General features: G+C 70.2%; 18 protein-coding genes and 1 pseudogene. 7 read left to right on the top strand and 12 right to left on the bottom strand.

Annotated elements, in window-relative coordinates; genetic code table 11:
• Positions 1-157: 157 nt before the first annotated feature.
• Positions 158-871 (top strand): DUF4157 domain-containing protein, encoded by a 714-nt coding sequence (locus OG519_RS14800; protein ID WP_405583390.1) that lies wholly within the window; start codon positions 158-160, stop codon positions 869-871.
• A 216-nt stretch (positions 872-1,087) separates the two neighbouring features.
• On the opposite strand, the gene OG519_RS14795 is transcribed toward OG519_RS14800, so the two are convergent.
• The gene (locus OG519_RS14795) at positions 1,088-1,645 is read right to left on the bottom strand and encodes a hypothetical protein (RefSeq protein WP_405583388.1); all 558 of its coding nucleotides are present in this window, start codon (positions 1,643-1,645) and stop codon (positions 1,088-1,090) included.
• Between the two features lie 318 nt (positions 1,646-1,963).
• Here OG519_RS14795 and OG519_RS14790 point away from each other — a divergent pair, with 318 nt between their 5' ends.
• Both OG519_RS14790 and OG519_RS14785 read left to right on the top strand, forming a co-directional pair.
• Positions 1,964-2,689 carry a TetR/AcrR family transcriptional regulator gene (locus tag OG519_RS14790; RefSeq protein WP_405592732.1) on the top strand — a complete coding sequence of 242 codons (726 nt, stop codon included), beginning with the start codon at positions 1,964-1,966 and terminating at the stop codon, positions 2,687-2,689.
• Between the two features lie 691 nt (positions 2,690-3,380).
• Positions 3,381-4,514: a chitinase gene (locus OG519_RS14785; RefSeq protein ID WP_405583386.1), complete on the top strand. Its 1,134-nt coding sequence runs from the start codon at positions 3,381-3,383 to the stop codon at positions 4,512-4,514.
• A gap of 393 nt (positions 4,515-4,907) precedes the next feature.
• Here OG519_RS14785 and OG519_RS14780 read toward each other — a convergent pair whose 3' ends face one another.
• Both OG519_RS14780 and OG519_RS14775 read right to left on the bottom strand, forming a co-directional pair.
• Positions 4,908-6,362 (bottom strand): glycosyl hydrolase family 8, encoded by a 1,455-nt coding sequence (locus tag OG519_RS14780; protein WP_405583384.1) that lies wholly within the window; start codon positions 6,360-6,362, stop codon positions 4,908-4,910.
• Between the two features lie 816 nt (positions 6,363-7,178).
• Positions 7,179-7,811, bottom strand: coding sequence for a class I SAM-dependent methyltransferase (locus tag OG519_RS14775; RefSeq protein WP_405583382.1), 633 nt, complete (start codon positions 7,809-7,811; stop codon positions 7,179-7,181).
• Positions 7,812-7,887: 76 nt separating this feature from the next.
• On the opposite strand from OG519_RS14775, the gene OG519_RS14770 reads away from it, so the two are divergent.
• On the top strand, positions 7,888-8,550 hold the full coding sequence (locus OG519_RS14770; protein ID WP_405583380.1) for a TetR/AcrR family transcriptional regulator: 663 nt from the start codon (positions 7,888-7,890) through the stop codon (positions 8,548-8,550).
• Positions 8,551-8,603: 53 nt separating this feature from the next.
• Here OG519_RS14770 and OG519_RS14765 read toward each other — a convergent pair whose 3' ends face one another.
• The 6 genes and pseudogenes from OG519_RS14765 to OG519_RS14740 all read right to left on the bottom strand — a co-directional run bounded on the left by OG519_RS14765 (position 8,604) and on the right by OG519_RS14740 (position 19,607).
• Entirely contained in the window at positions 8,604-9,866 is a 1,263-nt protein-coding gene (locus OG519_RS14765) for a TIGR02679 family protein (protein WP_405583378.1), read from the bottom strand.
• Entirely contained in the window at positions 9,863-14,098 is a 4,236-nt protein-coding gene (locus OG519_RS14760) for a TIGR02680 family protein (RefSeq protein WP_405583376.1), read from the bottom strand. The genes OG519_RS14765 and OG519_RS14760 overlap by 4 nt, the downstream gene beginning before the upstream one ends.
• On the bottom strand, positions 14,095-15,420 hold the full coding sequence (locus OG519_RS14755; RefSeq protein ID WP_405583374.1) for a TIGR02678 family protein: 1,326 nt from the start codon (positions 15,418-15,420) through the stop codon (positions 14,095-14,097). Before OG519_RS14755 ends, OG519_RS14760 begins: the two co-directional genes overlap by 4 nt.
• Positions 15,417-17,045, bottom strand: a complete 1,629-nt coding sequence (locus tag OG519_RS14750; protein ID WP_405583372.1) for a TIGR02677 family protein — start codon at positions 17,043-17,045, stop codon at positions 15,417-15,419. The genes OG519_RS14755 and OG519_RS14750 overlap by 4 nt, the downstream gene beginning before the upstream one ends.
• A gap of 257 nt (positions 17,046-17,302) precedes the next feature.
• A pseudogene (locus OG519_RS14745) lies at positions 17,303-17,721 on the bottom strand (ADP-ribosylglycohydrolase family protein); the annotation flags it as partial.
• Positions 17,722-18,035: 314 nt separating this feature from the next.
• Positions 18,036-19,607 (bottom strand): hypothetical protein, encoded by a 1,572-nt coding sequence (locus tag OG519_RS14740; protein WP_405583370.1) that lies wholly within the window; start codon positions 19,605-19,607, stop codon positions 18,036-18,038.
• Between the two features lie 187 nt (positions 19,608-19,794).
• Here OG519_RS14740 and OG519_RS14735 point away from each other — a divergent pair, with 187 nt between their 5' ends.
• Positions 19,795-20,490: a DUF899 family protein gene (locus OG519_RS14735; protein ID WP_405583368.1), complete on the top strand. Its 696-nt coding sequence runs from the start codon at positions 19,795-19,797 to the stop codon at positions 20,488-20,490.
• 119 nt (positions 20,491-20,609) lie between these two features.
• Here OG519_RS14735 and OG519_RS14730 read toward each other — a convergent pair whose 3' ends face one another.
• Positions 20,610-22,010 carry a hypothetical protein gene (locus OG519_RS14730; RefSeq protein WP_405583366.1) on the bottom strand — a complete coding sequence of 467 codons (1,401 nt, stop codon included), beginning with the start codon at positions 22,008-22,010 and terminating at the stop codon, positions 20,610-20,612.
• Between the two features lie 451 nt (positions 22,011-22,461).
• Here OG519_RS14730 and OG519_RS14725 point away from each other — a divergent pair, with 451 nt between their 5' ends.
• On the top strand, positions 22,462-22,998 hold the full coding sequence (locus tag OG519_RS14725; protein ID WP_405583364.1) for a hypothetical protein: 537 nt from the start codon (positions 22,462-22,464) through the stop codon (positions 22,996-22,998).
• 484 nt (positions 22,999-23,482) lie between these two features.
• Here the strand turns inward: OG519_RS14725 and OG519_RS14720 are convergent, their stop codons facing one another.
• On the bottom strand, positions 23,483-23,881 hold the full coding sequence (locus OG519_RS14720) for a hypothetical protein (RefSeq protein WP_405583363.1): 399 nt from the start codon (positions 23,879-23,881) through the stop codon (positions 23,483-23,485).
• Complete coding sequence (locus OG519_RS14715; RefSeq protein ID WP_405583362.1) at positions 23,878-24,165, bottom strand: hypothetical protein; 288 nt, start codon at positions 24,163-24,165, stop codon at positions 23,878-23,880. The genes OG519_RS14720 and OG519_RS14715 overlap by 4 nt, the downstream gene beginning before the upstream one ends.
• A gap of 196 nt (positions 24,166-24,361) precedes the next feature.
• On the opposite strand from OG519_RS14715, the gene OG519_RS14710 reads away from it, so the two are divergent.
• A complete protein-coding gene (locus OG519_RS14710) occupies positions 24,362-25,828 on the top strand; it encodes an ATP-binding protein (protein ID WP_405583360.1) in 1,467 nt (488 codons plus the stop codon).
• Positions 25,829-25,861 lie beyond the last annotated feature (33 nt).

Genomic DNA, 25,861 nt, shown 5'->3' with positions numbered 1-25,861 from the left:
GCCGGGTCAGCAGGCCGGGGGACATGGTCGGTGACCCGGCAGACGTGCCGGGCTGCCCCGAAGGAGCGGTGCGAGTGCCCTTGTTTCCCTTCCCGCCGCTCCGCCGGTCGCGTACGTATGGTGGGGAACCGTCACGCTCCTCGGAAAGGCTCGTCGCATGCGCGCGCAAGACCCGGGCAAGGCCACCGATCCGGCCGCGCCGCGCCGTTCCGCGCCCCGCGTCGCGCCGGTCACCGAGACCGCCCCGCCTGTCCCGGCTGCCCCGGGTCCGGCCCTGTTGGGCAGGGCCGGCACCACGCCGGCCGCGATGTACGCCCTCCAGCGGAGTGTCGGCAACGCGGCGGCGGCCCGCGTGGTGCGGCGGGAAGAACACCGGCACACCGCGGAGTGCGGGCACGGGCCGCAGGGGCGGCCTTCGGCCGGGCAGATCCAGCGTGACGCCGTCCGCGGCGTGCTCGGATCCCGTGGGCGCTCGCTGCCGGTGCCGGTCCAGCGCGAGGCGGAGGGCCGGTTGAAGGTCCCGGAAGGCAGCTACCGGTCCGTCGAGATCCACGACAGCCCCAAGGACCTGGCGGTGGCCAGGGCCCTCGGCGCGGTCGCGTTCACCTCGGGGAAGAAGATCGTCGGCGACGTCTCCAGCAAGAAGACGCTGCTGCACGAACTGATCCACGTAGGCCAGCAGCAGCGGGGGCCGGTGCCCGGAACCGACAGCGGAAACGGTCTGAAGGTCTCCGACGCGAACGACGAGAAGGAACGGGAGGCGGAGGCGGGCGCGATCCGGGCGCTGGCCGCTCCTCTTCCGGTCCGGCCCGGTGCGCTCGGTGCGCGGGGTGCGCTCGGTGGGCCCGGTGGGGGAACGCCCGCTCGCTGAGGGCCGGTTGTGACGAAGGGACGGCCCGGTACCGATACCCCGCGCGGCCGGCTTCGTCGGCCCCGGCCCCGGTGTCCGACCCGCCCGACTCGACCCCGGCCACCTCCGTACCCACCACTTCCGTACCGTCCGGCGCCAGCGAGCCCGCATGCTCGCCGGGTCATGGCGGCTCGATAGTGCTCGGCACGGCAGACGGGTCGTCGGGACCGCCGCGGGTCAGCTCGTACGGGTCGAGCGGTGGAGCCGGATCGCCGACACGAGAAAGAAGACTCCGCCGAGTGCGGCATACCCGGCGAGAGCGTTCAGTGACGGGTCGGCCTGCGAGGCGCTGTGGATGAAGGAAGCGCCGGCGAGGACGGAGATGCCGCCGCTGGCGATCATGGCCCACTGGCCGCCCATCGGTCGGCGGGCGACGCCCACGAGGAGCTGGACCAGGCCGGAGACGACGGCCCAGGCGCCCCAGATCCGCAGCACGTCCGCGGTGCCGGAGGCGCTGGCCACGGCCACACCGACGGCGGCGAGCGTGCTGATGGCCATATTGGCGTACAGGCCCTTGACCGGCCCACCGGCGCGCGCCGACCTCGCGTCGACGACGGCCGCGGCCACGTCGAAGGCGGGGTACAGGAAGAGCAGCACCTTGGTCCCGGCGGTGAGGTCCGAGCCGGCCACCAGCAGCAGTACCGCCCATGCGGCGGCGAAGACGAAGCGGATGAGGTACAGCCGGGGCAGGACAGCGGCGGGGCTCGCCTGCTCGGTGACGGCGGCGGATGCCATGGGGGTCCTCCAGTGGGCGTGGGGATGCGGGCGGGGATGGGTGCGGCGCCGGCTCGGTCGCCCGGGCCGGGCTGACGTAGGCGGCGAAGGTCTCCCGGGACGCGGCCGGATCCGGCGGCGAAGGTGAAACCCCGGGAATGCGGGCGGCCGGCCGGCTGGACGGGGCACGGGAAACCTCCTCTCGAAGCAGAGAGAACGGTCTCTCTTGTTTGCAGCCTGGCATATCTCGGCCGGCAAAACAAGAGAGAGCGTTCTACCCGCTACAATGGGGGCATGACGCGGACGGAAGCAGGTACGGGCAGCGGCGCAGGTGCCGGCGTGGGCGCGGGCGTCGGCACGGGCACAGGTGTCGGCGCGGGCACAGGCACGGGCGCCGCCGGCGACGGCAAGAGGGTCTCCGCGGCCCGGGAGCGACTCCTGGGCACCGCCGGCCGGCTCTTCTACGCGGAGGGCATCCACACCGTGGGCGTCGACCGCCTGGTCGCCGAGGCGAAGGTCACCAACGCCACCTTCTACCGCCACTTCCGCAGCAAAGAAGACCTGGCCGTCGCGTACATCGACAGCGTCGACCAGGCGATCCGCACCCAGCTCGGCTCCCTGACGGCAGCGGACGCGCCGACCGACGGCATCCTGCGGGGCATCGGCGCGTCCCTGGCCGAGCAGATCCGCTCACCCGGCTACCGCGGCTGTGCCTTCCTCAACGCGGCGGCGGAATTCCCCGCCCCCGACCACCCGGTCCATCAGGCCGTCGTGCGGCACCGCGCGTGGTTCCTGCGGACGATCACCGGACTTTTCGCGCAGATCGCGCCGGCCGAGGCCGAGCACGCCGGCCGGCACTTCGTCATGCTCCGCGACGGCGCGATGAGCGCCGGCTACCTCGGCGACCCCGACGTGGCCGGCCAGACGCTGCTGCGCGGCATCGATGGACTGCTGCGGGTCCTCACCGGCGACCTCGCCGAAGGCGCCGCCCCAGCGCCCGACCGGGCGCCGTCGGCCGTCACGACGGCCGTCCCCGGGATCGAGTGCTCGCCGCCCAGCGCGTAGCGGCGGTCGGGTGCGTCGGCCCGCTCGGGCCGGCGCGACTGCCCGGCACAGTCGCGGCGGAAGCCCGGGGACTCGTTCCGCCACAGACCGCCACCGCTGAACGGATCGCGCCGCAATTCCCCCCGGAAGGTCCGCACCAGGAATTCAACGCTGCCGCAGCCGTAGCGGCTCCCCGCCGGCTCGCTGGGACCGGTGCTGATGCTGTTGGGTCGGGGCCGTTCCGCGCGAGTCGGTCGAGCCGGACCGTCATCGCGTCCAGCGCGGATGGTGGTCGCGTTTCCCCCGCCGGGCTCCCCGTGCGTGTTTCCCCCGCCCAGGCTCCCCGCGCGGTCGGCGTATCGCGGGCCACCGCGCTCCTCGCCTTCTTCATCCGGTCCCGGCAGGCCACTTGGCGGCCCCTTCCCCTCCCAGCCCCCTCGGGTCAGGGGTTCTTCATCGGGGCCGGGGGGGCGGCGCGCGGGCCGGCCGGACCGGCCCCTTCCGACGCAAGATCGCACGGGCGCACGCAGTCCGCTCTTGACAGATCATTGGCCTAGACCAAATATGGGCGCAGTCACACGCGCCAGGTCAATTCTCCTGGCTCGCGGCGGCCTTGAGGCCCGACGGATCTCGCCCGGATGTCCGCCGGATGCCGGGTCCGATGCTGTTCCGCCGGTGTTCTGCTGCTCAATTTCCTTTGCTGGGAGCGTTGATGAAACGATCTGCACCTGTTCGCGCGTTGCTGGCCGCTTCGGCGGCCGCCGCTGTTTCCGCCGGACTGGTGGTCGCCGGGGGAGGCACCGCACAGGCCGCCCCGGCCTTCCGGGCGCCCATGCCGGCCCACGTGGTCGCGCCGTACTACGAGACGTACTCCGGTGGGAGCCCGGCCGCACTCGCGGCCCAGTCCCACAACAAGTACCTGACGCTGGCCTTCCTCCAGACGCCCGCGGCCGGGTCCTGCACCGCGACCTGGAACGGGGACGCCACGCAGCCGGTGTCCAGGTCGGTCTACGGCAAGGACATCACCGCCCTTCAGGCGCGCGGCGGCAACGCCATCCCGTCGTTCGGCGGTTACGCGGCGGACACCACCGGAACCGACATCGCCGACAGCTGCACCGACGTCACGTCGATCGCGTCGGTCTACGAAAGCCTGGTCACGACCTACGGCGTGACGCGGATCGACCTCGACGTCGAGGCAGACTCCCTCTCCGCCACGGCGGGGATCGACCGCCGCAACAAGGCGATAGCCCTGGTCCAGAAGTGGGCGCACCGCACCCACCGGAGCGTGGAGTTCTCGTACACGCTGCCGTCGACGACGACCGGCCTCGGCGCCACCGGCGTGGCCCTGCTGCAGAACGCCGTCGCGAACCACGCCCGGGTGGACGTCGTCAACATCATGACGTTCGACTACTACGACGGCGCGACGCACGAGATGGCGACCGACACCGAGACGGCCGCCGCCGGCGTGCACGACCAACTGGCCGCGCTCTACCCCGCGGAGAAGTCGTCGGAGCTGTGGAGCAGGATCGGCGTCACCGAGATGCCCGGGATCGACGACTTCGGCCCCGCGGAGACGTTCACCACGGCGGACGCCGCCACGGTGGAGCACTGGGCCGCCGCGAAGCGGATCAACACCCTCTCCTTCTGGGCGCTCCAGCGGGACAACGGTACGTGCCCCGGTACCACCGGCGCCGGTGCCTGCTCCGGTGTGGCACAGACCGACTGGTACTTCAGCCACGCCTTCGAGAAGTTCGCTCCCGCCAACTGCTTCTGGTTCGAAAGCCGTTCCGCTCACACGACCCCGAAGTCCGCTCCGCGGCACGCCGGTCGAGGCTCCCGCATGTGACCACCCCGGACCCCGGCCGGCTCCACCCGGCGCCGGCCGGCCCCCGGGCGCCGCGCCCGGGGGAGGAGTGGAAGCCCCGAATCAGTGCCGCGGCGCGGTACCAGCCGAGTGTGTCCGTACCGGTGCGGCGGGCGGCGTCACGGGCGACGGCGCGGACAAGCACAGACGTGTCGCCGAGGCAGGACGTGACCTCCGCCACGCCCTGCGAGGCGGGCGACTCGCGTCCGCTCGGGACGAAGGCCGGGGTGGTCCGGTACGGCGGGTCCGGCCGACCTGGCTGTCCGGCGCCCGGCGGCGGTCATGCCCGGCGCGGCGGACGGAGAGCGGCCGGACGGCCCGGCCCGCGAACAGCAAGCGGCCGAGCCGTCCAAGGAGGAGCGAACCGCGGACAGGTCAGTCGTGCGCGGGGGGAGCGGGGGGCACGGGGGGCGCCGGGGGCGCCGGGGGCGCCGGAGGTCCAGGATGTGCCGGGGGAGCCGGCGGTACAGGATGGGCCGGGGGCGCCGGAGGTGCCGGAGGCCCGCTGGGTCCCTCCTGCGAGACCGAGTACGTCCAGTCGCGGAACTGGCCGCTGTCGTAGAGCAGGCCCAGCAGGTAGAGCATGCCGTCGTAGTAACGCGCCTGGCCCGACGGGACGGCGGTGTTCCACAGATCCTGGACGAAGGCCCTGCTGTCGCTGTCCGTCGCCGAGATCGCGGCGGTGGAGTTCATCGCCACCAGGCCCTGGGCGTGGGCGGGTTCATACGTGTTCTGGCCGACCGTCAGCGGAGTGCCGTCCAAGTGGTAGCGGCTGACGTAGGTGGTGACGCCCTGGCCCTCGAAGAACCCTTCCAAGGTGTTGGAGTACTGGGTCTGCCAGGGCTTCACACCTTCCCAGGAGGCGTCCACGTTGGCGTTGGCGATGGCCCGCCACGCGTCTTCCTGGAAGTTGTGGCCATAGGCGTTGTCATTGACCGTCTCGCCGCGCCCGAAGTGGGGCGTGCCGTCGAAGTTGGCGTAGCAGGGTGCCAGGCCGGTCGTGGGATCGGCCGCCTTCTGCAGCAGTTGCTCGCCCGCGACGTAGGCCTTCTCCCACTGGACGTTGTCGGTCGGGTCGGCCTTCGCGAAGACCTTGTAGAAAGCCGGCAGCGCGTAGGAGGGGTCGCTGTAGGTGACCGCGCCGGGCGGCGAGAAGGTCGGCAGCGAGCTGGCCGCGTCGAAGATGTTGACGCCGCCGCTGTCGGAGGCGTGCCACATCGCGTGCAGGATCAGCTCGGCTTGGCTGCCGTAGTCGTACGTGCCCTCACCGTTGCCCCAGCGGCCCGCCGCCTCGGCGAGGGCGGCGGCGATCCATTGGTCGCCGTCGGGGGCGACACCGGTGGCGAGCACCTTGCCGCTGGTGTTGGTGTGCCAGGCGAAGTAGTACTTCTCGCCGCCGCTTTTGATCTGCATGTTGGTCTGAGCGAAGTTCCACAGCGAGTCGAACTCCTGCTTGTGTCCGAGCTGGACGGCGATCATCATCGCGTAGCCCATGCCCTCGCTGCGCACATCCTGGTTGCCGATGTCTTCGACGTAGGCCATGTCGGGGGTCATCTGGTAGTAGATGCTCTGCCCGTCGCCATGGGTCGGAGCGGTGCCCGGGTCGCCGTGGAACAGTTGCTGCCAGGTGGCCTCAAGCTTGTCGTTGACATCCTTGTTCTTGTAGCCGGCCCGCGCGAACACGTTGGTCAGGACGCGTGGCTGGTGTCCCGGGCCGCCAGGTCCGACCGGCCCGCCGGGGCCGCCGAGGGCGAGTGCGCTGGTCGGCGCGGACGCCGCCAGCGCGGCCGCGCACAGCACTGCTACGGTTAGCTTCCGTGTTCTGGTCACACGACACCTCCATGTGTCACGTGTGGAATGCGAGGATGTATGCGGGCGACAGCCCCGCCGGTGTGCGGGGAACCGTCGGATCGGGGGACCGCCTGTCAGACGCGGCGGGGCGCACCGAGCCGCCGGAGGTCCCGCTGAGCTGGGGACGAGGCCTCGGTAGGCAGACGGTGGGACAGTGCCGGCTCCCGGTGCGGGGATGACGCCGCTTTGGTCGACAGGTCCCTGAGGTGGTGCTGACGGATCCGTGCGGGCCTTAATCGGCTCCGGGCGCGTCCATGGGGGATGGTGCGGTCGGCTGAGCAACCGGCAGTAAAGACATCACGCCTCCACATCGGCTCGCCGGACCCACCGACCGCCCCAATGCGGTCAGCGACCTGCGAAGACGATGACAACGTAGTCGACGCCCCGTAATAACGTCAACACTTTGACAAATAGGGGGAGCTGCTCCTCCTGACCCCTCCTCACCGGGCCGCGAAGGTGCGCCGGCCAGGACTGACGTGCGTACGCGGACCCGGTCCGGCGCGGCGTCCCGGCCACAACTTCCCCGGGATCACCGGGACTCACTGCCCGCACCCTGTGGCTGCCCATCGCGGCTGAGCACGTCGGGGAGGCGATGGAATGGATCGCCGCCGAGGTGGCGCCCCAACTCGCCTGAGGTATAGCCGAAAAGAATGGCCGGGTCGCGGGAGAGATCACCAGGAACGTGACGAGAAACATCGAAGCCGCACGGGCAGAGCCCCTCGTCCTGCGCCTGCCTCGCCGCGGGCCCGGCAACGTCGCTGCGTGTCGGTGTCGTCGCCTCTGGTTGGCCGGCGGTCAGTGCCGTCCGGTCGCCGTGCGGCGGTGCAGCGTGAACCAGAAGGTCGGGAACGGGTTTGTGCCGGGCGTGACGTCGGCCAGCCGCCACCCGGGAAACCGGGCCCGGAGTTCGTCCGCGGTGACGCCGGCGATCCGGTCCTCCGGCGATTCGGGCCCGTACCCGAACATCAGCAGTCGTGCGCCGGAGGCGGCACGCTTCGTCAGGCCGGCGGCGTAGGCGTCGCGGCGGTGCGGCGGAATCCCGCAGTAGCAACTCAGGTCGAAGAACAGATCGTACGGGCCGGGTAGGCCCATGTTGTCGAGCCGGGTGGCGTCCCCGCACAGCACGGTGACGTCCACTCCGGCCGCGTCGGCCTTCTCCCGGGCTTGCCGGACCGCGCGGTCGACCAGGTCGACCGCCGTGACCCGCCAGCCGTGCCGGGCCAGGTACACCGCGTTGGTCCCGGTGCCGCAGCCGAGTTCGAGGACGTGGCCGGGTGTCAGCGCGCCGGGCCCCTCGATCAGGGCGATCAGTTCCGGCGGCGTGACGCCGCTGTCCCACGGTGGCTTGCCGTCCCGGTAGTAGTCCTCCAGCAGGCGGCGCACAGCCGCCTCGTGGGCGAGTTCCGCAGCCGTCCGGGTCTCACTCATCCCCACCCCTCAAAGAATATAGAGTTCAACTCTAGCGACTGACTCTAGCAACTGACTCTAGAGATAGACTCCATGCATGGACGCGGTCAAGGGATCCGGCAGCCAGAACGTCAAGCGCCCCGACAAGCGGGCCGAGCGTTCGCGGCGCACCCGCGAGAAGGTCATCGCGGCGGCGCGGGACTTGTTCGTCGCCCAGGGGTACGGGGCGACAAGCCTCCAGGAGGTCGCGGACCGCGCGGGTGTGGCCGTGCAGACCGTGTACTTCGTGTTCGGCAACAAGCGCGCCCTGTTCAAGGACGTCGTCGACACGTCCATCGCCGGCGACGCCGAACCGATTGCCACGATGGACCGCGACTGGTTCCGCGTCGCGTGCGCCGAGCCCACCGCGGCCGGACAACTGCGCTGCCACGTACGGGGTGTACGCGACATCCTCGGCCGCGTCGCTCCGATCATGCCGCTGATCGCGGCTGCCGCGGCCACCGACCCGGAGATCGCCGCGCAGTGGACCGCCGACCCGGATCCGCGCTACACCGTTCAGCACGCCGCGGCCAAGGCGCTGACCGCCAAGCCCGACGCCCGCCCCGACGTCGGTACCGTCCGCGCCGCGGACCTGCTGTACGCGCTGCTCAGCCCCGAGCTGTACCTGATCTTTGTCCGCGACCGCGGCTGGTCCCCCGAGGAATGGGAGGAGTGGGCCCGCGCGGCCCTCACCGCCCACCTCTGCACTGGCCGCGAGTAGAGCCCATGGGCCGGCTGCGGCACCCGTGCTGCGGGAGGCGGAGCCGTGGGGCATCAGCGCAGGTCGTCCACCAACAGGTCCAGGGTGGACTCCTCATGGAGGGCGATACTCAGGGCCTCCATGGCCGGCGCGAGGTCGGCATCCCAATCCGCGTCGACGGGCCGGCCTGTGAGCGGGAGTTGCGGGACACCCTGGGCCTGGGTGCGGGCGGCGAGTCGTTCGTAATCCTCGGCGCTCATCCGCCACGGGCGGGCGTCGTAGCGCCGGATGACCCGGTTGGCCAGCGCGAGCCCCGGCCAGTCGAAGTCACCGTGGTAGGCGAAGTGGCATCCCGTGGCGACGAGGGCGTCGAGGAGGGTGAGGACCGCGGTGGAGGCGCTGCCTGACGTGCAGACCAGCGGCTGCGTGCAGGCGGCGTCGGCCGCGGCCTCCAGCACGCGGGGATTCTCGCAGATGCGGACGAGCGTGCCCGGCGCCATGGTCAGGTCCAGGGTGTGCAGATCGCGCAGGGTGAGATGGGTCTCGGCATGGTGGTCGGCCCGGTCCAGCAGGGCTCGTTCGCGCCAGCCGGCGCCGTCCGGGCGCAGGCCGTGGACGAGGACGGTGCTGGAGACCTCGTCGGGGGTGACGCCGGCCAGCCGCCACAGTGCGCGTCGTCCTGCGGCGCTCTCCGGGAGTTCCGCGCCATGTGACAGTGCGATGCCGCGCTGCACGAGCCGGGCGAGCCACGTGCCGTCATCCAGGCCGTGCGCCGACCCGGTCGCCTCGGTGGCGATCTCGCCCCGGCCGCGTGCGGCGAACCTCGTCGGGCCGTGCAGCAGGACGAGGATCCGGATGGCTTGGTGGAGGCCGCGTACCGCCTCGTCGGCGGAAACGCCTCGGGGCACGCCCGAGCGTCGGAGCCCGTCGTACCACTGCTCCGCCCACACCTCCTCGGCAAGCGGGGATGTGTTGAGCGCGTCCGAGACCGACGACCACACCTGCTCACGTCGGGACAGGGCATCGGCTCGAACCGCCCGGCGGTCGATGAGCGGTTGCCCGAGGGCTTGGACGGTGGCCACCAGTCCGACCCCGGCAGCCGAGACGCGCAGCCGGGCGTCCAACTCGTCCAGTCGCACGGTCACGCTCGTACCTGTGAGTGTCCTTCTCAGCAGCTGTGACACGGCGATCCGTTCATCCGCATCGAGGCCGGTCAGCCTCAGGGCGCCGGTGGCTTGGAGTCCGTTGGCTTCCAGCCGCTTGCGCAAGCTGTCCCACAGCCGCTGGAGGCCGGGGCGGCCGAGCCAATCCCGCGTCTCCGCCGGCAGTGTGCTCATACGGACACCAGCCGCCGGTTCCGGCCGTTCCAGGTGTAGTGAAGGGTGGCCACGCCACGGACGTGGGGGTCGCGAAGGCATTCGTAAATGTGCAGCGACGGCACCTCGGCCCAATTGCCCATCAGCCGCTCACTCGTGAGTACGAAGTCGAGATCCAGATCGACCAGGATGCGGCCGAGCCGCCCATGGGTGGGTTCGTCGACCTTCGCGAAGGCGTCGTCGAGGAGGATCAATCGAGGAGCGTGCGGGGCCGATTCGCCGAGGGTGGTGAAGTGGGACGCGGCGGCGGCGAACAGGATGAGATAGGACAGCACACGTTGTTCGCCCTGGCTGAGTCCGGTACGACCGGTCAGTCGCCGCCTGCGCCCGGGGCGGGCGTCCTCGACGACGAAGGTGTGGAAGCGGAACCAGTCCCGGTAGTCGAGGGCGGTCCGCAGGTGTGCGGCGTAGCCGGCCGAGGGATCAGCCCGGCGGGCATCTTCGATCTGCCGTTGCAGTACCTCGCGAAGCTGCTCCGTCTGTTCGCGCGTCCGCAGTCCGGAGGGGCTTTTCAGCAACTCGACGGCCGCGCGCACATCGGCGTCCACGTCCTCGTTCAGCTTCCACTGCAGTTCCACCCCCAGGCCGTGGGAGGTGCGGACCGTCGTGAGCGTGTCGTTGAGCGCGGCGACGAGGTTGGCCGCGGCGATGACCTGGGTGGACAGGTGGTCACCGAGTTCGCCGGTGAGGAAGCGCTGGAACACCTCGCTCTCACGCTCGGTCAACCGGCCGCGTGCCTCGGTGGCTTGGGCGGCGATACGTTCTCCGACCATGGCGACATCGTGCGAACCGTGGTCGTCCAGAAGCCGGCAGACTTTGATTCTGTCGTCCTCGACGAGCTGCGCGTCGAACCCACCGGCCAGGGCATCGCGCAGTGTGGCGTGGCGTTTCATGAGCGTGTTGTCGGAGACATCGCCGGCGGATGGGTCGAGTCGCTTGTCGACGGCTTCGGCCAGCTCCCGCAGCATCCGGACTCTGCCGCGGACATCGGCGGCGGGAGCATCCTGGGTGCGGTCCGGAAGCGCTGCCCTGTCCAGCCCCGCACCGCGGAGGACTTCCGGGCGGTCGAGGGCCCTGCGCAATGTGGTGCCGGCGCTGACGACTGCCGACTCCTGGAGCGTCAGTTCTTCGCGGAGATGCTTCTCCGCCTCCTCGGCGCGGACTCGCGCCTCTTGTGCGCTGTCCATTTCGCTTCTCGCGTGCGGCAATGCACCGGCGGATGCCTCGATCAGTTTCTTCACGGCGTCCTCGCGCGCCAGGATCTCTTCCTCCCCGGAACCGATTGACGCCTCCAGCGTCGCCAGTTGCTGGCGGGCGGGTCCGAGTTCGTCGAGCCGGGAGCGGTAATTCGCTTCGGATCGCAGACGGCCCTGGTGAGCTCTCTCGTATGCGTCCCGGGTCGACCCGCCGTTGTCGAGTGCGGGGCGGCTGCGATGGACGGCCTTCGCCAGACGTACCAGCCCGGTGAGTACGGCGGTCAGGGAGGCAGCGATACCGGCGAGGGTTTCGGTGTCGGTGGGCAGGTCGTGGGCGGTGGCGGCGGCTTCCGCCACCTGACGGGCCGCTACGGCGGCAGTGCGCGCGTCAACCGCCGCCCTCGCGGCCGACGATGCTTTACCGGTCAGCTCCCTTACCGAGCTTTCCTTGCCGGTGCTCTCGGCCCAGGCGTGGGAGAGGAGCCGAGAGGTCGGGAACCGCCGCAGGGCGGCACTCAGGCCGTTCCGGCGGGTATCAAGGTCAACCAGCCTTGCCCGCTCGTCGGTGAGCCGCCCCCCGATGTCCGCCAGCCGCTCCTCCATTTCGCCCAGCTTCCGGCGCCTGGTCTCGGCGCGAACGGCAGCGCCCACGAATTCGGCGGTCGGCTTGATGCTCCGTCCTGTCAGCGCGCCAAGGCGCCAGCTGCCGTCGACCTGCACAGCGCTGGGGCTGTCGGTGTCCGTTCCTGGTGCCAGGGCGATGGACGACAGAACACGGTGGACCCGTTCGGTTGAGACAATTGCGCCGGCTCCGTCCACCGGGCGTAGGGCCGCTGCCAGCGTCCGGCCTTCCGGCGCGGCCGAGCCAGGGTCCAGCAGCGTGTCGAGCGTGCGCGGATCGAGAACGCTGCCATCAGCACTTACCCACGCGTCCAGCAGCCCACTGGCTTGCAGCGCCGCTTCGAGGTGGGCCCGCTGTGTGTCGGACAGGCCGTCCGCGAAGTCCACCAACTGGTAGAAGGGCGCCCCGGTTCCGGCGGAGCGCGCGGCCGAGCGGGAGGAAGGCGCCGGGGGTTCCGGATCGGTCCGCCCCTCCCACTCCTTCCGCTGCCGCCGCAGTTCGGCGAACGCCGTCTGGAGTTCCCGGACCGAGAGGGCGACATGGTCGCGCAGTGTCGACAACTCTTGCTCGTGCGGATTGAGGACAAGGTGTGCGGCCTGCGCTGCCTCGGCGTCGACGTCGGCGGGGAGCGTCCTCTCCGCCAGCGTCGCGTCGAGCCCAGGTTCAAGGGCGGCGACCACCAGGACCGGGGCCAGATCAGGACCGCCGGGGGCCAACATCGCCGTCACGCGCTTCACCCAGTCCGAGACGCTCGCCCCGTAGGAGGTGCTCTCTTCCACCACGCGGGCTCGGGCGGTCTCAAGGAGAGCCACCGCCTCCTCCAGGTCCAGCTCCAACCGCTCCCGCTCGGTGTCCGCGGCGACGGCATCCGTGAGCGCCTTGCGGGCGAGATCGGAGAGGCGCTGGACTTCAGCGACGGCGCGCGAGCGGTTCCTGACGACGCTCTGGCCGGCCTCCAACTGGCGGCCCCAGGATTCCAGCGCGTGCCCTGTCGCTGCGGTGTCAACGCTCACGACGTGGTGGTGGCGCACGGTGTGCGGCACGTCGTCCGGGTCCGGCACCTCACTGTCGCATGGGCCGGCGAGTTCGATCTGCTGCGCGATGACAGCATCACCGAGATGGGCCGTGGGCAGGCCGACTTGCTCGGCCTCCGATCGCAGGTCCCCGTGCTCTGCGGCCAGGCCGGCAAGGCGTTCTGCCACCTGCCCGAGGTCGCCGGACAGTCTCGCCGCCGCGCCTTGTTCGGCTTCGTGCGCGGTCAGGAGCGCCGAGTGGGCCGATACCGCCGCCTTGTGCAGCGCCTGGACGGTCGTGCGGCGTTCCGACAGCTCCTGCACCCCGCGGTAGCTGTCACTGACATGAAGGGCATTGAGTTCCGCACGGGCCGATTCGAGCGTCTCGGAGACAGTGGTGTGCCGCGCTCCGGCCTCCCCTTCGGCCTTCCGCAGGCGACTGACCTCCTTCGCGGCATCCCCGGTTCTCCTACGTACCTCGGTGAGCCGGCCCAGTTCGCCACCCACGCCAACTGACGCCCTGCGCAGGACTCCGGTCAGATAGTGGCGGTAGTCGACGAGGAAGTCGCGCAGCGCGCGGTCGGTCTGCTCCAGCCGGCCCAGTTCACCGCGGACCGCGTCCAGGTCGTGCAGGTTCCGGGCCACCTTGTCCACGACCTCGTCGTCCAGACCGGGCAGGGTTTCGCTCAACAGGCTGGCGAGACCGCCGGATTCGACACGGTCGCCGACGGTGGGCCGACGCAGCCGGTGGAGGAGCTGGGTGACGTTGCGGAAGCGGGTGACGTCGGTGATACCGAACAGCTCGCGGGCGACGCGAGCGCGGTGGTCCACGGCCCGTTCGGAGACGTTCGCTTCGCCGATCCTGTCCTTGAGTTTGTCCACGGACAAGGGGCGGCCCCCCTCGACGAGTTGCAGGTCCTCCCCGACCCGGAACGGGGTCACGAAGAACGCCGGCACCGCCCGGTTGGTGGACTTGGACGCCCGGATCGCGGCGCCGAGAGTGAGGTACCGGTACCCGCCTTCGTCCTCGGACGGCCGGCGGAACTCGACCCAGAGGTAGCCCAGCCGGTTGGTCTGCTCGAAGCCGTCCAGCATCAGCCAGACGAGCGTGGTGCGGCCGGTGCCTGTCGCGTCGAGCGCCCGCGAGTCCCCGTCGAGCAGATAGGGCAGCAGCATTTCCAGGGCCTTGGACTTGCCCGCCCCGTTCTTGCCGCGCAGCAGCAGGCGGCCGTCCCCGAAGGCGAACTCCTGCTCGTCGTACTGCCACACGTTGCGGATCCCTGCCCGGTGGAGTCGGAACCGGGTTGTGGCCGGTGCGGTGGCGCGCTGCAGCGGGATGGCGGTGGTGGACTCGGCGATCATGAGGGCAGCTCCTGCTGTTCGCCGCTTTCACTTGCGGGGCGTCGGGCGGTGCGTACGGTGACCTGTGTGGCGTATCTGGCCGCGGCGGCCAGCAGGACCAATCGGCTGCCGGTGGCTCGAGCCTCGGCGACGTCGGTGACGGTCCGCCCTTCGGGGGCTGCTCCGTCGTGGCCTTCGGGCAGCCCCGCGCCCTTGGACCGCAGAAGGCCGTCTCGGGCCACCAGGCGCATGCGAATGAGCAGGTCGATTGCGGCTTCCCTCAGGGCAGCCGGATCATCGACGAGTTCACGTTTCCAGTTGCTCCGATGCCCGTAGGCGGTGACGAGTTCCGCCAGGATTTCGTCCACCAGGCCGTCCGGGACGGGCACCCCGATCACGAGGCGTCCGCCGGTGGCGGGGTGTCCGGGATCGTCGGGCCGCAGGTGTTCCACCAAGCGCTCCAGCAGCAGGAGCGCGGCTTGTGCCAGCGTCCCGCTGCCGGGCACGTGCAGGTCCGACAGCTCGTCTTCCGGGTCGATCAGAGCGGCGCCCTCGGCTCGAATCTCCATGTCCAGGCCCAGAAGTTCGGAGAACGCCTGGGACTCGCGTCGCTGCCGGGTGCGGAGCCAGTCGCGTTCGGCGTCGGTCAGTTCATCGAGATAGAGGACCGGTGTCTCCACGAGCATCCGTCGTACGTAGATGCGCGGTCCGGCAAATCCCGGGTCGGCGGCGCGCCGCACGAGTTCGGCGCCGTTCATGCTCTGCGCGAGAGGACCGGCGACCACCGCGCGGGCGATTTCCCGGTCCACCGAGATCAGGGCCTCACCGCTGTCGTCCTGCTCGACGGCTGCCACACTTCCCTCGGTCTCGGTGAGCACCCCCCACTGGACGAGTTGCCGGAGTGCGGCACTCAGCGTCCGCTTCTGGGTCACCCTGCCGCCGGCCTCCCACTCCATACGGGCATCGGCCGCCGCTGCCTTGATGTCGGCGACCAGTTGGGAAAGCAGCACCTGCTCGGGCGCGGTCACCAGCACGGACAGGGCCAGGGCCAGGCATGCGTAGGTGCGTGGCGTGAAGGCGGCGCCACTCGAGCGCTCCAGGCGGCGCCCCGAGCCGACGCCCAGGCCGGCCTTGAACAGGCGTGCGTAGGAGGTGTCGACCAGGAGGCGGTATCCGAGGACCTGCTGGAACCGCCCGGTGAGCCAGTCGGCATGCCGGCGGATCAGCGGGAAGAGTTCGGCATAGGGGCCGTCCGAAGTCACCAGCGGGCGGGCGAGCAGCAGGCGGCCCGCGGCGCGGCGCTCCGCCGCAAGGGCGACGTCGTGGGCCGAGGGCAAGGTCACGACGCGCTCACCCTCGTCTCTTCGGCCGGGGCCTGTTCCCCGATACCTACCAGCGTGATCTCCAGGTCCTCCAATGTCAGGTCGCCGTCTGTTGAACGCAGCACGGTGGCGGTGCCTTCCACGCGCCGGACCGTCAGGCGGATCCCCAGCTCCAGTTCCTCGCTGGAGGCGGCCTCAACAGTGAAACCTGGACTGTGCTCGGGGTCACGATCCGCGGTGCGCCGAAGCTGCGCGTTGCCCAGGGCCGTGGCCAACAGCTCCAGCAGCAGTGACAGGGCGGCGGACGTCAGCCGTATCTGAGCGAAGCGGCCGGACGCGCTGCGCAGCTCGTCTGCGGCAGCTCTCCTGGCTTCCGCCTGAGCCCGGGCCGACTCCTGCAGCCGCCGCTTCTGCTCGGAGTGGTCCTCGACTGCGCTTGCCCTGCCTCGCTGGGCACGGCTGCCCCGCTCCCGGAGCGACACAGGCACTTCGACCACCGGACCTGTCCACCAACTGGTGTAGGCGGGAACGACCTCGTCCGTCGCCGGCGGGATGCCCACATGGCGTGCGCTGTACAGACCGAAGGCGGCCCGGGCGATGTCATGGGCGTCCTCAGGAGCAGCTTCATCGAACCACTGGGCGAGCCGCAGCAGGTCCTTCCGCCGTGACATCTCTCCCGATGCCGATCGCAGCATCCGCTTTGCGTTGGCCAGCAGCGACTGCAGCGCCCGCATGGTGGCGTCGCGCAGCTGATCGACCTGGCTGCCGCGGCCCTCGGTATCGGCGAACCAGCCACGCAGCCCTTCCCAGTCCGCGAGCTCGCGGCCGCGACTGCGTTGCACTCGCGTGGCCAACTGCCCGTCCGCGCCCAGTGGACCGCCGGACAGGCCCCGGCTGTGGGAGTCGAGGAGGTTCAGCAAGCCCGGCAGTTGGGGCCACAGGGTCTTCAGGACCGATGCGATCCGGGGAGCCCGGAAGGACACGTCCTCCGTGATCGCCTCGACGTAGTCGAGAAGAAGCTCTTTGAAGCCCTGGTACTCCGCGCTGTCCAGGTCGTACCGGGCCAGGACCTGTCCCAGGTAGGCGTAGAAGTCCCGGATGGAGTCGGCGAACTCGGTGAACTGGACGAAGACCGTACTGACCCGCTCCAGCGCATCCTGCGGCTCCGCCCCGCCCGGGCGGCCCACCAACTCGCCGAGCTCACGCAACCCGCGCTCGACCAGGGCCAGCAGCTCACTGCTCACCTCACGGGCCGCGTCCGCTCCGGCGAGCACCTCGTCCGCGTCGCGCTGGATGCGCTCACCCAGCTTGGACAGTTGGTACCGGGACCTGGCGCGCTGGTACTCGCTGATGCTCGACGCCTTCACGGTGTGCGTGCTGGGCAGCAGGTTCCCCCACTTCACCAACTGGTTCAGCCGCGCAGACAGCGTATCGGCGTCCAATCGCGCCGCCGGGCTATCCGAACCCGCAAGCTTGTCCAGCACGTCGGGCACGGCCAGGTCCGCCAGCAGAGTCCCGCAGAAGACGCGCATGATCGCTATGTGCTCGAGCCGCTCCGGTGCGCTGAGGTAGGCGTAGGCGGTCAGCCGCTGCCAGGACGCGTCGCGTTCGGCCTGCATCGAGGGCTCTTGTGGCGATTCCTCCATGGAGACGAGGCTACGCAGGACCACTGACAAGGGTGGCCGGTTCGGGAAGGCCCCGCGCCTCCTGCGCCTCCTGCGGAACGGGAACCCGGGATGCGGGCCGGCCTGATGGAGGCGCCCTGCGCATCTAGGTGTCCGGCAGCCGCATCGAGTGCCGGACCGCCCGCACCGGGTCGAGGACGCTCGCCGCCCCGTCTCGTGGTGGTCGACGACAGCGGCCTGCGCGTGCTTCGCCGCCACGCACACCCCGATGCCCGGGATCAGGCGTCCCAGGCGGCGCCCAGGGACAACAGGCGGTCCCGGTCGTCGATGTCGCGTACCCATTCGTTGGGCCAGGCGACGGCGCCGCGATGGGCGCCGGTGAAGGCTCCGGCGAGAGCGGCGATGGAGTCGGAGCCGCCGGAGGAGTACGCGGCCCGCCGGACCACGGCGGCGGATCGTCGGGCAGCAGCAGGAAGCAGAACAGGCCGGTGGCGAAAGCCTCTTCGGCGATCCAGCCCGCTCCGGTGGCCGTGCAGGGGTCGGCCTCCGGGTCGGGAGAGCGGAGCTCGGTCTCCAGGCGTTCCAGTACGGCCAGGCACTCGTCCCAACCGCGGGCGGTGAAGGACGCCCGATCCGGGTCCTGCGCGTTGTCGGCCAAGTCGCCCAGCCAGTCGGCGCGATAGTGGCTTCGGCTTGCGCAAACGTCTGCGGGATGGTGGAGCGGGCCCGTCCGGTCGTCTTGTCCCGACCGTGGTCCGGGTCGTCGACGTCCGGGACGGCGGGCAGAACCGAAAGGTCTCCCGTGAGGGTGGCTCCGCACTTGGCGCAGACGAAGACGGTCACCGTCGGTTTCTCTCCTTGTGGCTCGCCGGCACGCGGGATGACGTTGTCCGGTCGGGTGAGACCGGCGAAGCCAGGAGCCGACGACCCACCTCGATCAATCCGCCTGCACGGGCGAGTTGATGACGGCGACGATCGTCGGCATTGCCGGTGACGCCCGCGCTCGGTGGGTCAGCCGATGGCGTAGGCCTGGTTGGAGTAGGTCTGGACGCTGTTGCCGGCGGCGTCGGTGACCTTCGCGCTCAGCGAGACCTTGCCGGTGGCGGGGTTGGGGACGGTGGTCGACCAGGTCGAACCGGTGTGGGTGACGTGCAGGCCGCGCCAGCTCTTGCCGTTGTCGGTGGAGTACCAGGCCTGCACGGTCTTCGCGGTGTCGGCCTTGTACGGCACGCCCGCGTGCGGGTCGGCGCGGTCCATGAACAGGCCCACCGGAGTTGCGCTGTTCGGCTTCGCCTTGCTCTGCGCGCTGAGTCCGCTGATGAGGAAGCGGCCGAGCACGCCCGGGACGACCTGCGGCGTCTTCGGGTTGGCGTAGAAGCGGAAGACCGCGCGGCTGGAAGGCGTCAGCATGCTCGCGGGGTAGGTGACACCCGGGTAGGAGCGGACAGCGGAGGCGTCCAGCGTGTACCAGGCGGCGCCGCTCAGGGTGGCGTCGAACAACGCCCCGTCGTTGAAACGGTCATTGCCGACCACCGTCTTCCGGGCGAGCACCTTGCCGGGCTTGCTGAACGTCGCGGTGGTCTTGGAGCCGACCTCGAAGCCGGTGGTGTACGGGTCCTGGAACATGTTGTTCACGCTGAACAGAACCCGGCCCGGCGCGACGACGTACGGCAGGACCCGCGCCGGCCCCCAGCCCGCCCGGTAGAAGGTCTGGCTGGACGACGTACCGGCGGCGTACGCCTGGACGTGGCGAAACACACCCTGGCTGCCCTGTTGGCCGTACTCGTCGGAACGTACGTCCCAGGTGCCCGCCGTGAGGTGGGCGGTGTAGCCGTACGGCGTGCCGGAGCCGAAGTTCGTGAAGCTGTTCCGCACCAGCCCCGCCTGGCAGGGCGAGCCCTGCGGGACGAAGTACAGCCCCTGCGACGAGGCGCCGTTCGGGCCCACGTTGGACCGGACGTGCTCGGTGACCATCGACTTCGCCTGGAAGGCGCCGCCCGGGGCGGTGGGGACACCTGTGCCGGCGCCGGTGGCGAGGTAGGAGTCGAGCGGGGAGGAGCCGTCCCAGCGGGACAGGTACGCGAAGCGGAGCACTGACGACGCGTTGGGGATCACATACGTGTGGCCCGCGGGACCGCCGCCGGAGAAGTTGCCGTACGGATCGGCGGCGGCGCCGTTCACACAGATGGCGGTGGCGATGTCCTGCGGCCCGAGGCCCGCCGCGTCCAGCGACACCCGTACCGGCTTGCCCTTCCGGGCGTCGAGGGTGACGGAGGTCGCGCCGGAGACGGTCACCACCGCGGCGCCGAGCGTGTCGTCGTCGGCTTCCTGGATGTCGGAAATGACGGCGTACTGGCCGGCGGGCAACGCGATGGCACCGCCGCTCACGTGCGGACCGCCCACCGCCTTGTGGGTACGGACGTCCATGATCTGGAGGGCCGACGGCACCGCGGAGCCGTTCCGGCCGATCGTGGTGACCTTGAGCGAGGTGGCTGCCGCGGCGGCGGGGCCTGCGGTGGAGGCGACGAGCAGCGGGGCCAGGACGGCACCGGACGCCAGCGCCACCCGCACATGGGGTCGCATGTATTTCCCCCCGGGGAAGGTGGCCGCGATCAAGAGCGGCACACATGATGAGATCTTGAGCGTAACAGCGCACGTGCGGACGATCGTTAGCCCCTCGGGACCGTGACCAGCGGGTTCAGGACCGATGAGTTGTGCCCGGACGGGGAGTCGGTAATTCCGTAAAGGCACCCGACCGTCCGGAGGCACCATGTCCACCCGTAGCAACGCCTTGCCGCCCGTCGTCGACGCGTCCACCTGGGAGAAGGAGCTGGCCGCTCTGCGCGTGCGGGAGAAGGCCGCCACCCGTGAGCTCGACGCCATCGCGGCCCAGCGCCGCCGGCTGCCGATGGTGGAGATGCCCGACTACGAACTGGAGGGCGAGGAGGGCCCGGTCCGGCTCGCGGAGATCTTCGGCGACCACCCGCAACTGATCGTCTACAGCCACATGTGGCACGAGGGCGCCGAGTGGCAGTGCGCGGGCTGCACCGGGTTCACCTCGCAGTTCACCCGGCTCGGGGGCCTGGAGAAGTTCGACGCCCGATTCGTGATCGTCACCCAGGGCCCGATCGGTGAGGCGCTCGCGTACAAGCGCAAGGTGGGCAACGCGATGGCGTGGTACTCGACGGCGGACAGTCCGTTCGGCAGCGATGTCGGCGCGCCGCCGAAGGGCGGCTTCGCAGTCAACGTGTTCCTGCGCGACGGTGACACGGTCTACCGCACGTGGCACACCGACGGCCGCGGCACCGAGCAACTGAGCCACCTGTTCGCCCTGGTCGACCTCCTGCCCTACGGCCGCCAGGAGGAATGGCAGGACTCCCCCGAAGGCTGGCCCCAGTCCCCGACCTACAGCCGATGGGCGTCGTCGCAAGAGATCGCGGCGGCGTACGGCGAGGGCGGTAGCTGAGGGTATTGCGTCCAGAAGGGCTTCCGGAGGTGGGTGCTCAACGCCGGAGGGCCGGTTCCCGTCGCGGGAACCGGCCCTCCGGAAGCGGGGCGGGTGCGGGTGCGGGTGCGGGGACGGGCTCAGTTGACGGTGAGCGCGGCCGTGTCGTTCGACGTGTTCGTGTCGAACGCCGGCTGCCCGGCCGGGCCCCAGTCCATGGACACGGAGCCTTGGGCGCCCGGGATCACCTGGTCGACGCGTACGGTGAGGGAGAAGTCCGTTACGGCGCCGGCCTTTGAGACGATGCTCTGACTCGAGCAGTAGTACCCACCGCCCTGCTGACGGCAGTTGGCGGAGGAGCCGACGGGCGACGTACCCGGCGGCAACCGGACGCCGACGCTGCCGACGACGTCGCCGCTGCGGTAGAAGATGGTCGCGGGACCGTTGTTGGTCATGGCGAAGTCCAGCGTCACGGTGTCGCCCTCGGCCGCGGTCGCGCTTGCGCCGGTCACCGAGAAGTCCGCCGTGTTGGCGGCCCGCAGGCTGGTGATGCGGTAGTCGCCGTGCCTGCCGCGCTCGGATAGCGACACGACCCCGGACGGCGCGCCGTCGGCGGTTCCGGGTGTGATGACCTTCAGCGTCAGCTGGCCGCCGGCGCCCTGCGTCCACTGGTGCCCCGCGGCCATCTGCTGGATGCCCGGGTCACCGGCCGGCGCGATCATCGAGTCCAGGTAGGTGTAGTACGCGGTCGACTCGACGTTCAGCCGGACCGCCGGTGCCAGCGCGGCCTTCTCCCCCGGCAGCACCTGACCGGGGATGGTGCACAGCGCCACCTCCTCCACCATGGGGCCGCCATCGGTGCTGTATTCGCAGTTGGCGAAGTGCTTGGCGAACCCGATCCCGGGTGACGCCCACAGCAGCACCTGCGTGCCGTCGGCGGCGCGGTCGCCGATGTTGGTGAAGCGCACCGGCTCGTTGACGGTCGACCCCACCGCCAGGTCGATCCGGTTTGTCGGCTGAAGTTGGTCGTACGCCGGCCCGCCGATGTCCACCGCGCCCCGGCCGCCGACGATCGCCGCGTTGTCGGCGGTGCCGCTGACCGTGTAGCCGCCGGACGACCCGACCGGCGCGCCGGCCTTCGCCTTCACGGTCATCTGGGTCTCGGCGCCGATCGAGCCGACCCCGGTCAGGTCGTCGTAGTAGAACGACTCCCCGCAGCTGGCGACGTGCTGGACCACCGTGCAGTTGCCCGAGAACGTCACGTTCGCGATCTCGGAGAGCTGCGTCACGTCGATCGTCAGCGTGGCGCTGGTGCTCAGGCTCTTCGCCGTGGTCGTGAACGAGAGGGAGGGCATCGCGGTCTTCGATACCCCGGCCAGGGTGGCCGGGGAGACCGCGACCGGCGCGATCGGCTGGAGGGCGATGACCGGTTGGTCGGCTGCCTGCGCCGGGACGACGGCGACCCCGGTGAGCGCGAGGCCCACCGCCGCGCCGATGACCGCGGTCAGCGCGATGGCACGGCGATTCGGGCTGTGTTTCATGCGGTTCCCCCCACAGAGTGTGCACAGGTGTGCGCGGGACAGACTAGGCACCGGCAGCCGGCGGAGACCATGCCGGTCTCCCAGCCGGCTGGGGCCAAATCCGGCTGATCCAGCACGAACACGCTGGTTCTTTGCGGACATTTGACGAGCGCACAAGAGTGCCCTGACCTGAGGTCTTCACCCCGACGGCCCGGCCGATCCGGTCCAGTGCGTCGTGAAGGACGTGAACTCGATGGCTGTGCGGGCTGCGGGCTGCGGGGCCGCTGGCCGCGAAGTTCTCCCGCGACGGCGGGTGGACGACCTCACTCCGACCGCCTGGCCGGATATGTGTGGGCGATGCACGGCTGTGAACACGCTGTATTGACCCTGTGAAGGAACAGTGCGCACACTTGCCGGGCACCGCCACTGGTTGTCGCATTCGTGCCAATCCCATGGATGGAGGGAGTGACCCATGCGTGCTTCACCGATGACGGCATTCGCCGGCGCCCTGCTCGTGATCGCCTGGTCGCTCGTCGGAGCCGGCACAGCCGGGGCCGCCGGAGCCGTAGAGAGCGGAAAAGCTGCTGCGGGCCCGCACCAGGCCGCGGCCAACCGGGTCATCTGCTACCAGGCACACGTGTCGGGCATCGGCTGGCAGGAACCGAACTCCTGCAACGGGGCCATGGCTGGAACCACCGGCGAGAACAGGTCCGTCGAGGCCCTGAGGATCGCCACCTCGGGCATGTCCGGCCTGTGCGCCCGTGCCCACGTCTCCACGATCGGCTGGCAGTCCTGGGTCTGCGTCGCGGACAACACCCCCCTGGAGATCGGCACCACCGGTCAGTCCCTCGCGATCGAAGCCGTCGAATTCCAGACGCAGAGCGGGAGCATCACCGTCAACGCCCATCTGGCCGGCTACGGCTGGCAGGGCTGGAGGTCCGGCGCACACGTCACCGTCCGCACCACCGGTGAGAACCGCGCCATCGAAGCCATCATGATCACCGCCTGATCCCCGACCTCCACCGAGCAGCAGGCGTCACTAGCCGGAACCGGTGCGGCCCATGCCGTCGATGTACAGGCCGGTCGCGCCCGGCCTGGCGCAGTACGGTGACACCAACGGCGCCAATCAGCAATGGCGGATCACTGCCGCCGACCCGTAGTCACGCAATTGGACACGCAGCACGCATCAGGGCCACCTACTCAATTGAGTACGCGGCCCTGACCTGCTGCTATACCGTCGGGGTGGCGGGATTTGAACCATCGGCCTCTTCGTCCCGAATGCCGTCGGGGCAAGATCGTTAGCTGGGCTTTTGGCATTGTTGCTGGTCAGGGGGGTTGGGCTGGGTGGGCCTCGGGTGGCCTCGCGGGGGCTCGGGGAGCGGTTCGGCTCCCAGATGGCTCCCAGGGAATCCGGGTCCTGACCTGCTCGGTCGGGCCGACCTCGGAGGTGCGTCCTGGCGATTTCGCGAGGGGGCGCCGGCGCGCGCGAGGCGTCAGAGCTTCACGACCACGACGCGGTCTCCGCAGAGCTTGCGCATGTCATCCTCGTCCGAGGTGAAGATCGTGACCCGGCCGGGCTGTCGCAGGGCCACCGCGGCCAAGGCGGCGTCGATCGCGTACTTGTGGCCGTGCAGTCCGGCGTCCTGGAGAAGGTCGATGGCGTCGTTGGCGATCTGCTCAGTTACGGATTCCACCCTCAGCCGCGACAGTGCCCAGCGCCACGCCGGCCGGTAGAGCTTGGAGTGGTAAGCCTCGACGAGGGTCATCGACGTCGTGACCACGGGGATGTCCGATCGGTCGGCGTCCTTGAGGCGCAGGCCCATGCGCCGGTCGCCGCGTACCCACTGCGACAGACCCTCGCTGTCGAGCAGGTAGATCTGTCCATCGCTCACGCGGCCGCTCCGGGCGGATTGGCCGTATGACGAACTCGCTCCTCGCGCTCGGCGTGGGCGCGCTCGATGTCCCTGCGCTCAGCCTCCGCCTCGGCCAGCTCCTCCGCAGTGACGGGACTGTATTCGGACTCCCACCAGTCGACGCCCTCGTGCAGCCGCTCCCGCTCGCGCTGGCGCTCGACGGCTTGCGTGACGTACCGGCTGAAGCCGCCGGGGCCGACCTCGGAGCGGATCTCCTCGGCGAGCTCCTCTGGCAAGGTCACGGTGTACTTCTTCGTTGTCATACCATCGACCATACCGTCTCGGTGGCTGCTTCACCACCGTGAGGCCCTCCCGTCCGGCTAGGGAGAGCAGCCGCTCAGTCCTGCCCCTGACCGGCGGGGCGTGTCGCCTGACGACAAACAGTTCCAGTAAAGATAGTATCGGAAACGATACTATCTTTGATTACGAAAATGACCTGTCGCGACGGGATCTCTTCTCATGCACCGCTTCATCGGCAGGGACCAGGAACTCCGCACGTTGCGGCGCACGCTCGACCAGGTGCGCGCAGACGCAGAGGCAGGCGCGGCCCAGCCAGGTCAGTGCGTGCTCATGCGGGGCCGGCGGCGGGTGGGAAAGTCCACTTTGGTCGAGGAGTTCCTTGGCCGGGCGGGCGTTCCCCACCTGTTCTTCACCGCCGCCGGCGGTTCTGCGGAAGATGAGCTGGCAGAGCTGCTCGATGCTGCGGCCGGCTCCACTCTGCCAGGGCGTTCGCTCTTCGCGGAGGAGACGCCGAGCCAGTGGAACGCGGCCTTCCGGCTCTTGGCGGAGATCCTGCCTGACGACACCCCGAGCGTGGTCGTGATCGATGAGGTGCCTTACCTCATCGAGCGCCTCGACGCTTTCGAGGGCATGCTCCAGCGCGCCTGGGACCGGTTGCTCAGTCGCAAGCCGGTCCTGTTGCTGCTGGTCGGTTCGGACCTCTCGATGATGGAGGCGCTCAACAGCTACGACCATCCGTTCCACCAGCGCGGGCGGGAGATGGTCGTGGGGCCGCTGACCCCGGCGGACATCGGCGAGATGCTCGACCTGGAGCCGGCCGCTGCTTTCGACGCCGCACTCATCACCGGCGGACTACCGCTGATCTGCCGGGAATGGCAGGCCGGAGCCTCCATGTGGGACTTCCTGGACGCGGCGCTGGAAAACCCGATCTCGGCTCTCCTGGTCTCGGCCGAGCGGTCGCTCGCCGCCGAGTTCCCGCCGCAGGCGATGGGCAGGGAGGTGCTGCGGGCGATCGGATCGGGTGAGCGGACCTTCACCAACATCGCGCGGGCCGCCGGCGGCATCGCCCACAGCACCCTCACCAGGGCAGCTGACCTGCTGATCGACAAGCGTGTCGTGGCGGCCGAACTTCCGATCTCCCTGCACCCCTCGAAAGAGCGTCGCTACCGAGTGGCGGACCCCTACCTCCGCTTCTGGCTGGCGTTCCTCGATCCGCACATGGCAGAGATCGAGCGCATGCGCGGCGACCTCACCTTGGCCCGAATCCGGGAGCAGTGGAGCAGCTGGCGGGGACGTGCTGTCGAGCCCCTGGTCCGTGAGTCTCTCGCCCGGATCCTGCCGGACGGCGAACTGCCTGCCGCCCCCGCTGTCGGTGGTTACTGGACGCGCAGTAACGACGTCGAGATCGACCTGGTGGGCGCGGACCGGCAGCCCGTGGCGAAGCGGCTGCTGTTCCTGGGATCGGTCAAGTGGCTTGAGACGGCCCCGTTCGACGCCCATGACCTGGCCGCCCTGCACAAGCACCGGGCCGCGCTCACCGACGAACCGGTCCCGCTTGTCGCGGTTTCCCGAAGCGGCGTCACCTGTTCCGGCCTTCAGGCAGCCTTTGGTCCGGAGGAACTTCTCAGGGCCTGGCGCCCCGCTGATCCGAAGCCTGCCCCGGGCCGACGGCCGGCCCGGCGATGATGGTCCGGCGACAGAGCCGACCGGGACATGGGC

This window comes from Streptomyces sp. NBC_01190, from assembly GCF_045039895.1.
GTDB lineage: Bacteria > Actinomycetota > Actinomycetes > Streptomycetales > Streptomycetaceae > Actinacidiphila.
Note: the sequence above shows the minus strand (reverse complement) of the source record. Positions and strands in the feature narration are given on the sequence as shown.

Bases quoted from the DNA above. Each gene is read 5' to 3' on its own strand.
- OG519_RS14800 (WP_405583390.1), top strand. From the start codon at position 158: ATGCGCGCGCAAGACCCGGGCAAGGCCACCGATCCGGCCGCGCCGCGC.
- OG519_RS14795 (WP_405583388.1), bottom strand. From the start codon at position 1,645: ATGGCATCCGCCGCCGTCACCGAGCAGGCGAGCCCCGCCGCTGTCCTG.
- OG519_RS14785 (WP_405583386.1), top strand. From the start codon at position 3,381: ATGAAACGATCTGCACCTGTTCGCGCGTTGCTGGCCGCTTCGGCGGCC.
- OG519_RS14775 (WP_405583382.1), bottom strand. From the start codon at position 7,811: ATGAGTGAGACCCGGACGGCTGCGGAACTCGCCCACGAGGCGGCTGTG.
- OG519_RS14770 (WP_405583380.1), top strand. From the start codon at position 7,888: ATGGACGCGGTCAAGGGATCCGGCAGCCAGAACGTCAAGCGCCCCGAC.
- OG519_RS14765 (WP_405583378.1), bottom strand. From the start codon at position 9,866: ATGAGCACACTGCCGGCGGAGACGCGGGATTGGCTCGGCCGCCCCGGC.
- OG519_RS14760 (WP_405583376.1), bottom strand. From the start codon at position 14,098: ATGATCGCCGAGTCCACCACCGCCATCCCGCTGCAGCGCGCCACCGCA.
- OG519_RS14750 (WP_405583372.1), bottom strand. From the start codon at position 17,045: ATGGAGGAATCGCCACAAGAGCCCTCGATGCAGGCCGAACGCGACGCG.
- OG519_RS14740 (WP_405583370.1), bottom strand. From the start codon at position 19,607: ATGCGACCCCATGTGCGGGTGGCGCTGGCGTCCGGTGCCGTCCTGGCC.
- OG519_RS14735 (WP_405583368.1), top strand. From the start codon at position 19,795: ATGTCCACCCGTAGCAACGCCTTGCCGCCCGTCGTCGACGCGTCCACC.
- OG519_RS14730 (WP_405583366.1), bottom strand. From the start codon at position 22,010: ATGAAACACAGCCCGAATCGCCGTGCCATCGCGCTGACCGCGGTCATC.
- OG519_RS14725 (WP_405583364.1), top strand. From the start codon at position 22,462: ATGCGTGCTTCACCGATGACGGCATTCGCCGGCGCCCTGCTCGTGATC.
- OG519_RS14715 (WP_405583362.1), bottom strand. From the start codon at position 24,165: ATGACAACGAAGAAGTACACCGTGACCTTGCCAGAGGAGCTCGCCGAG.
- OG519_RS14710 (WP_405583360.1), top strand. From the start codon at position 24,362: ATGCACCGCTTCATCGGCAGGGACCAGGAACTCCGCACGTTGCGGCGC.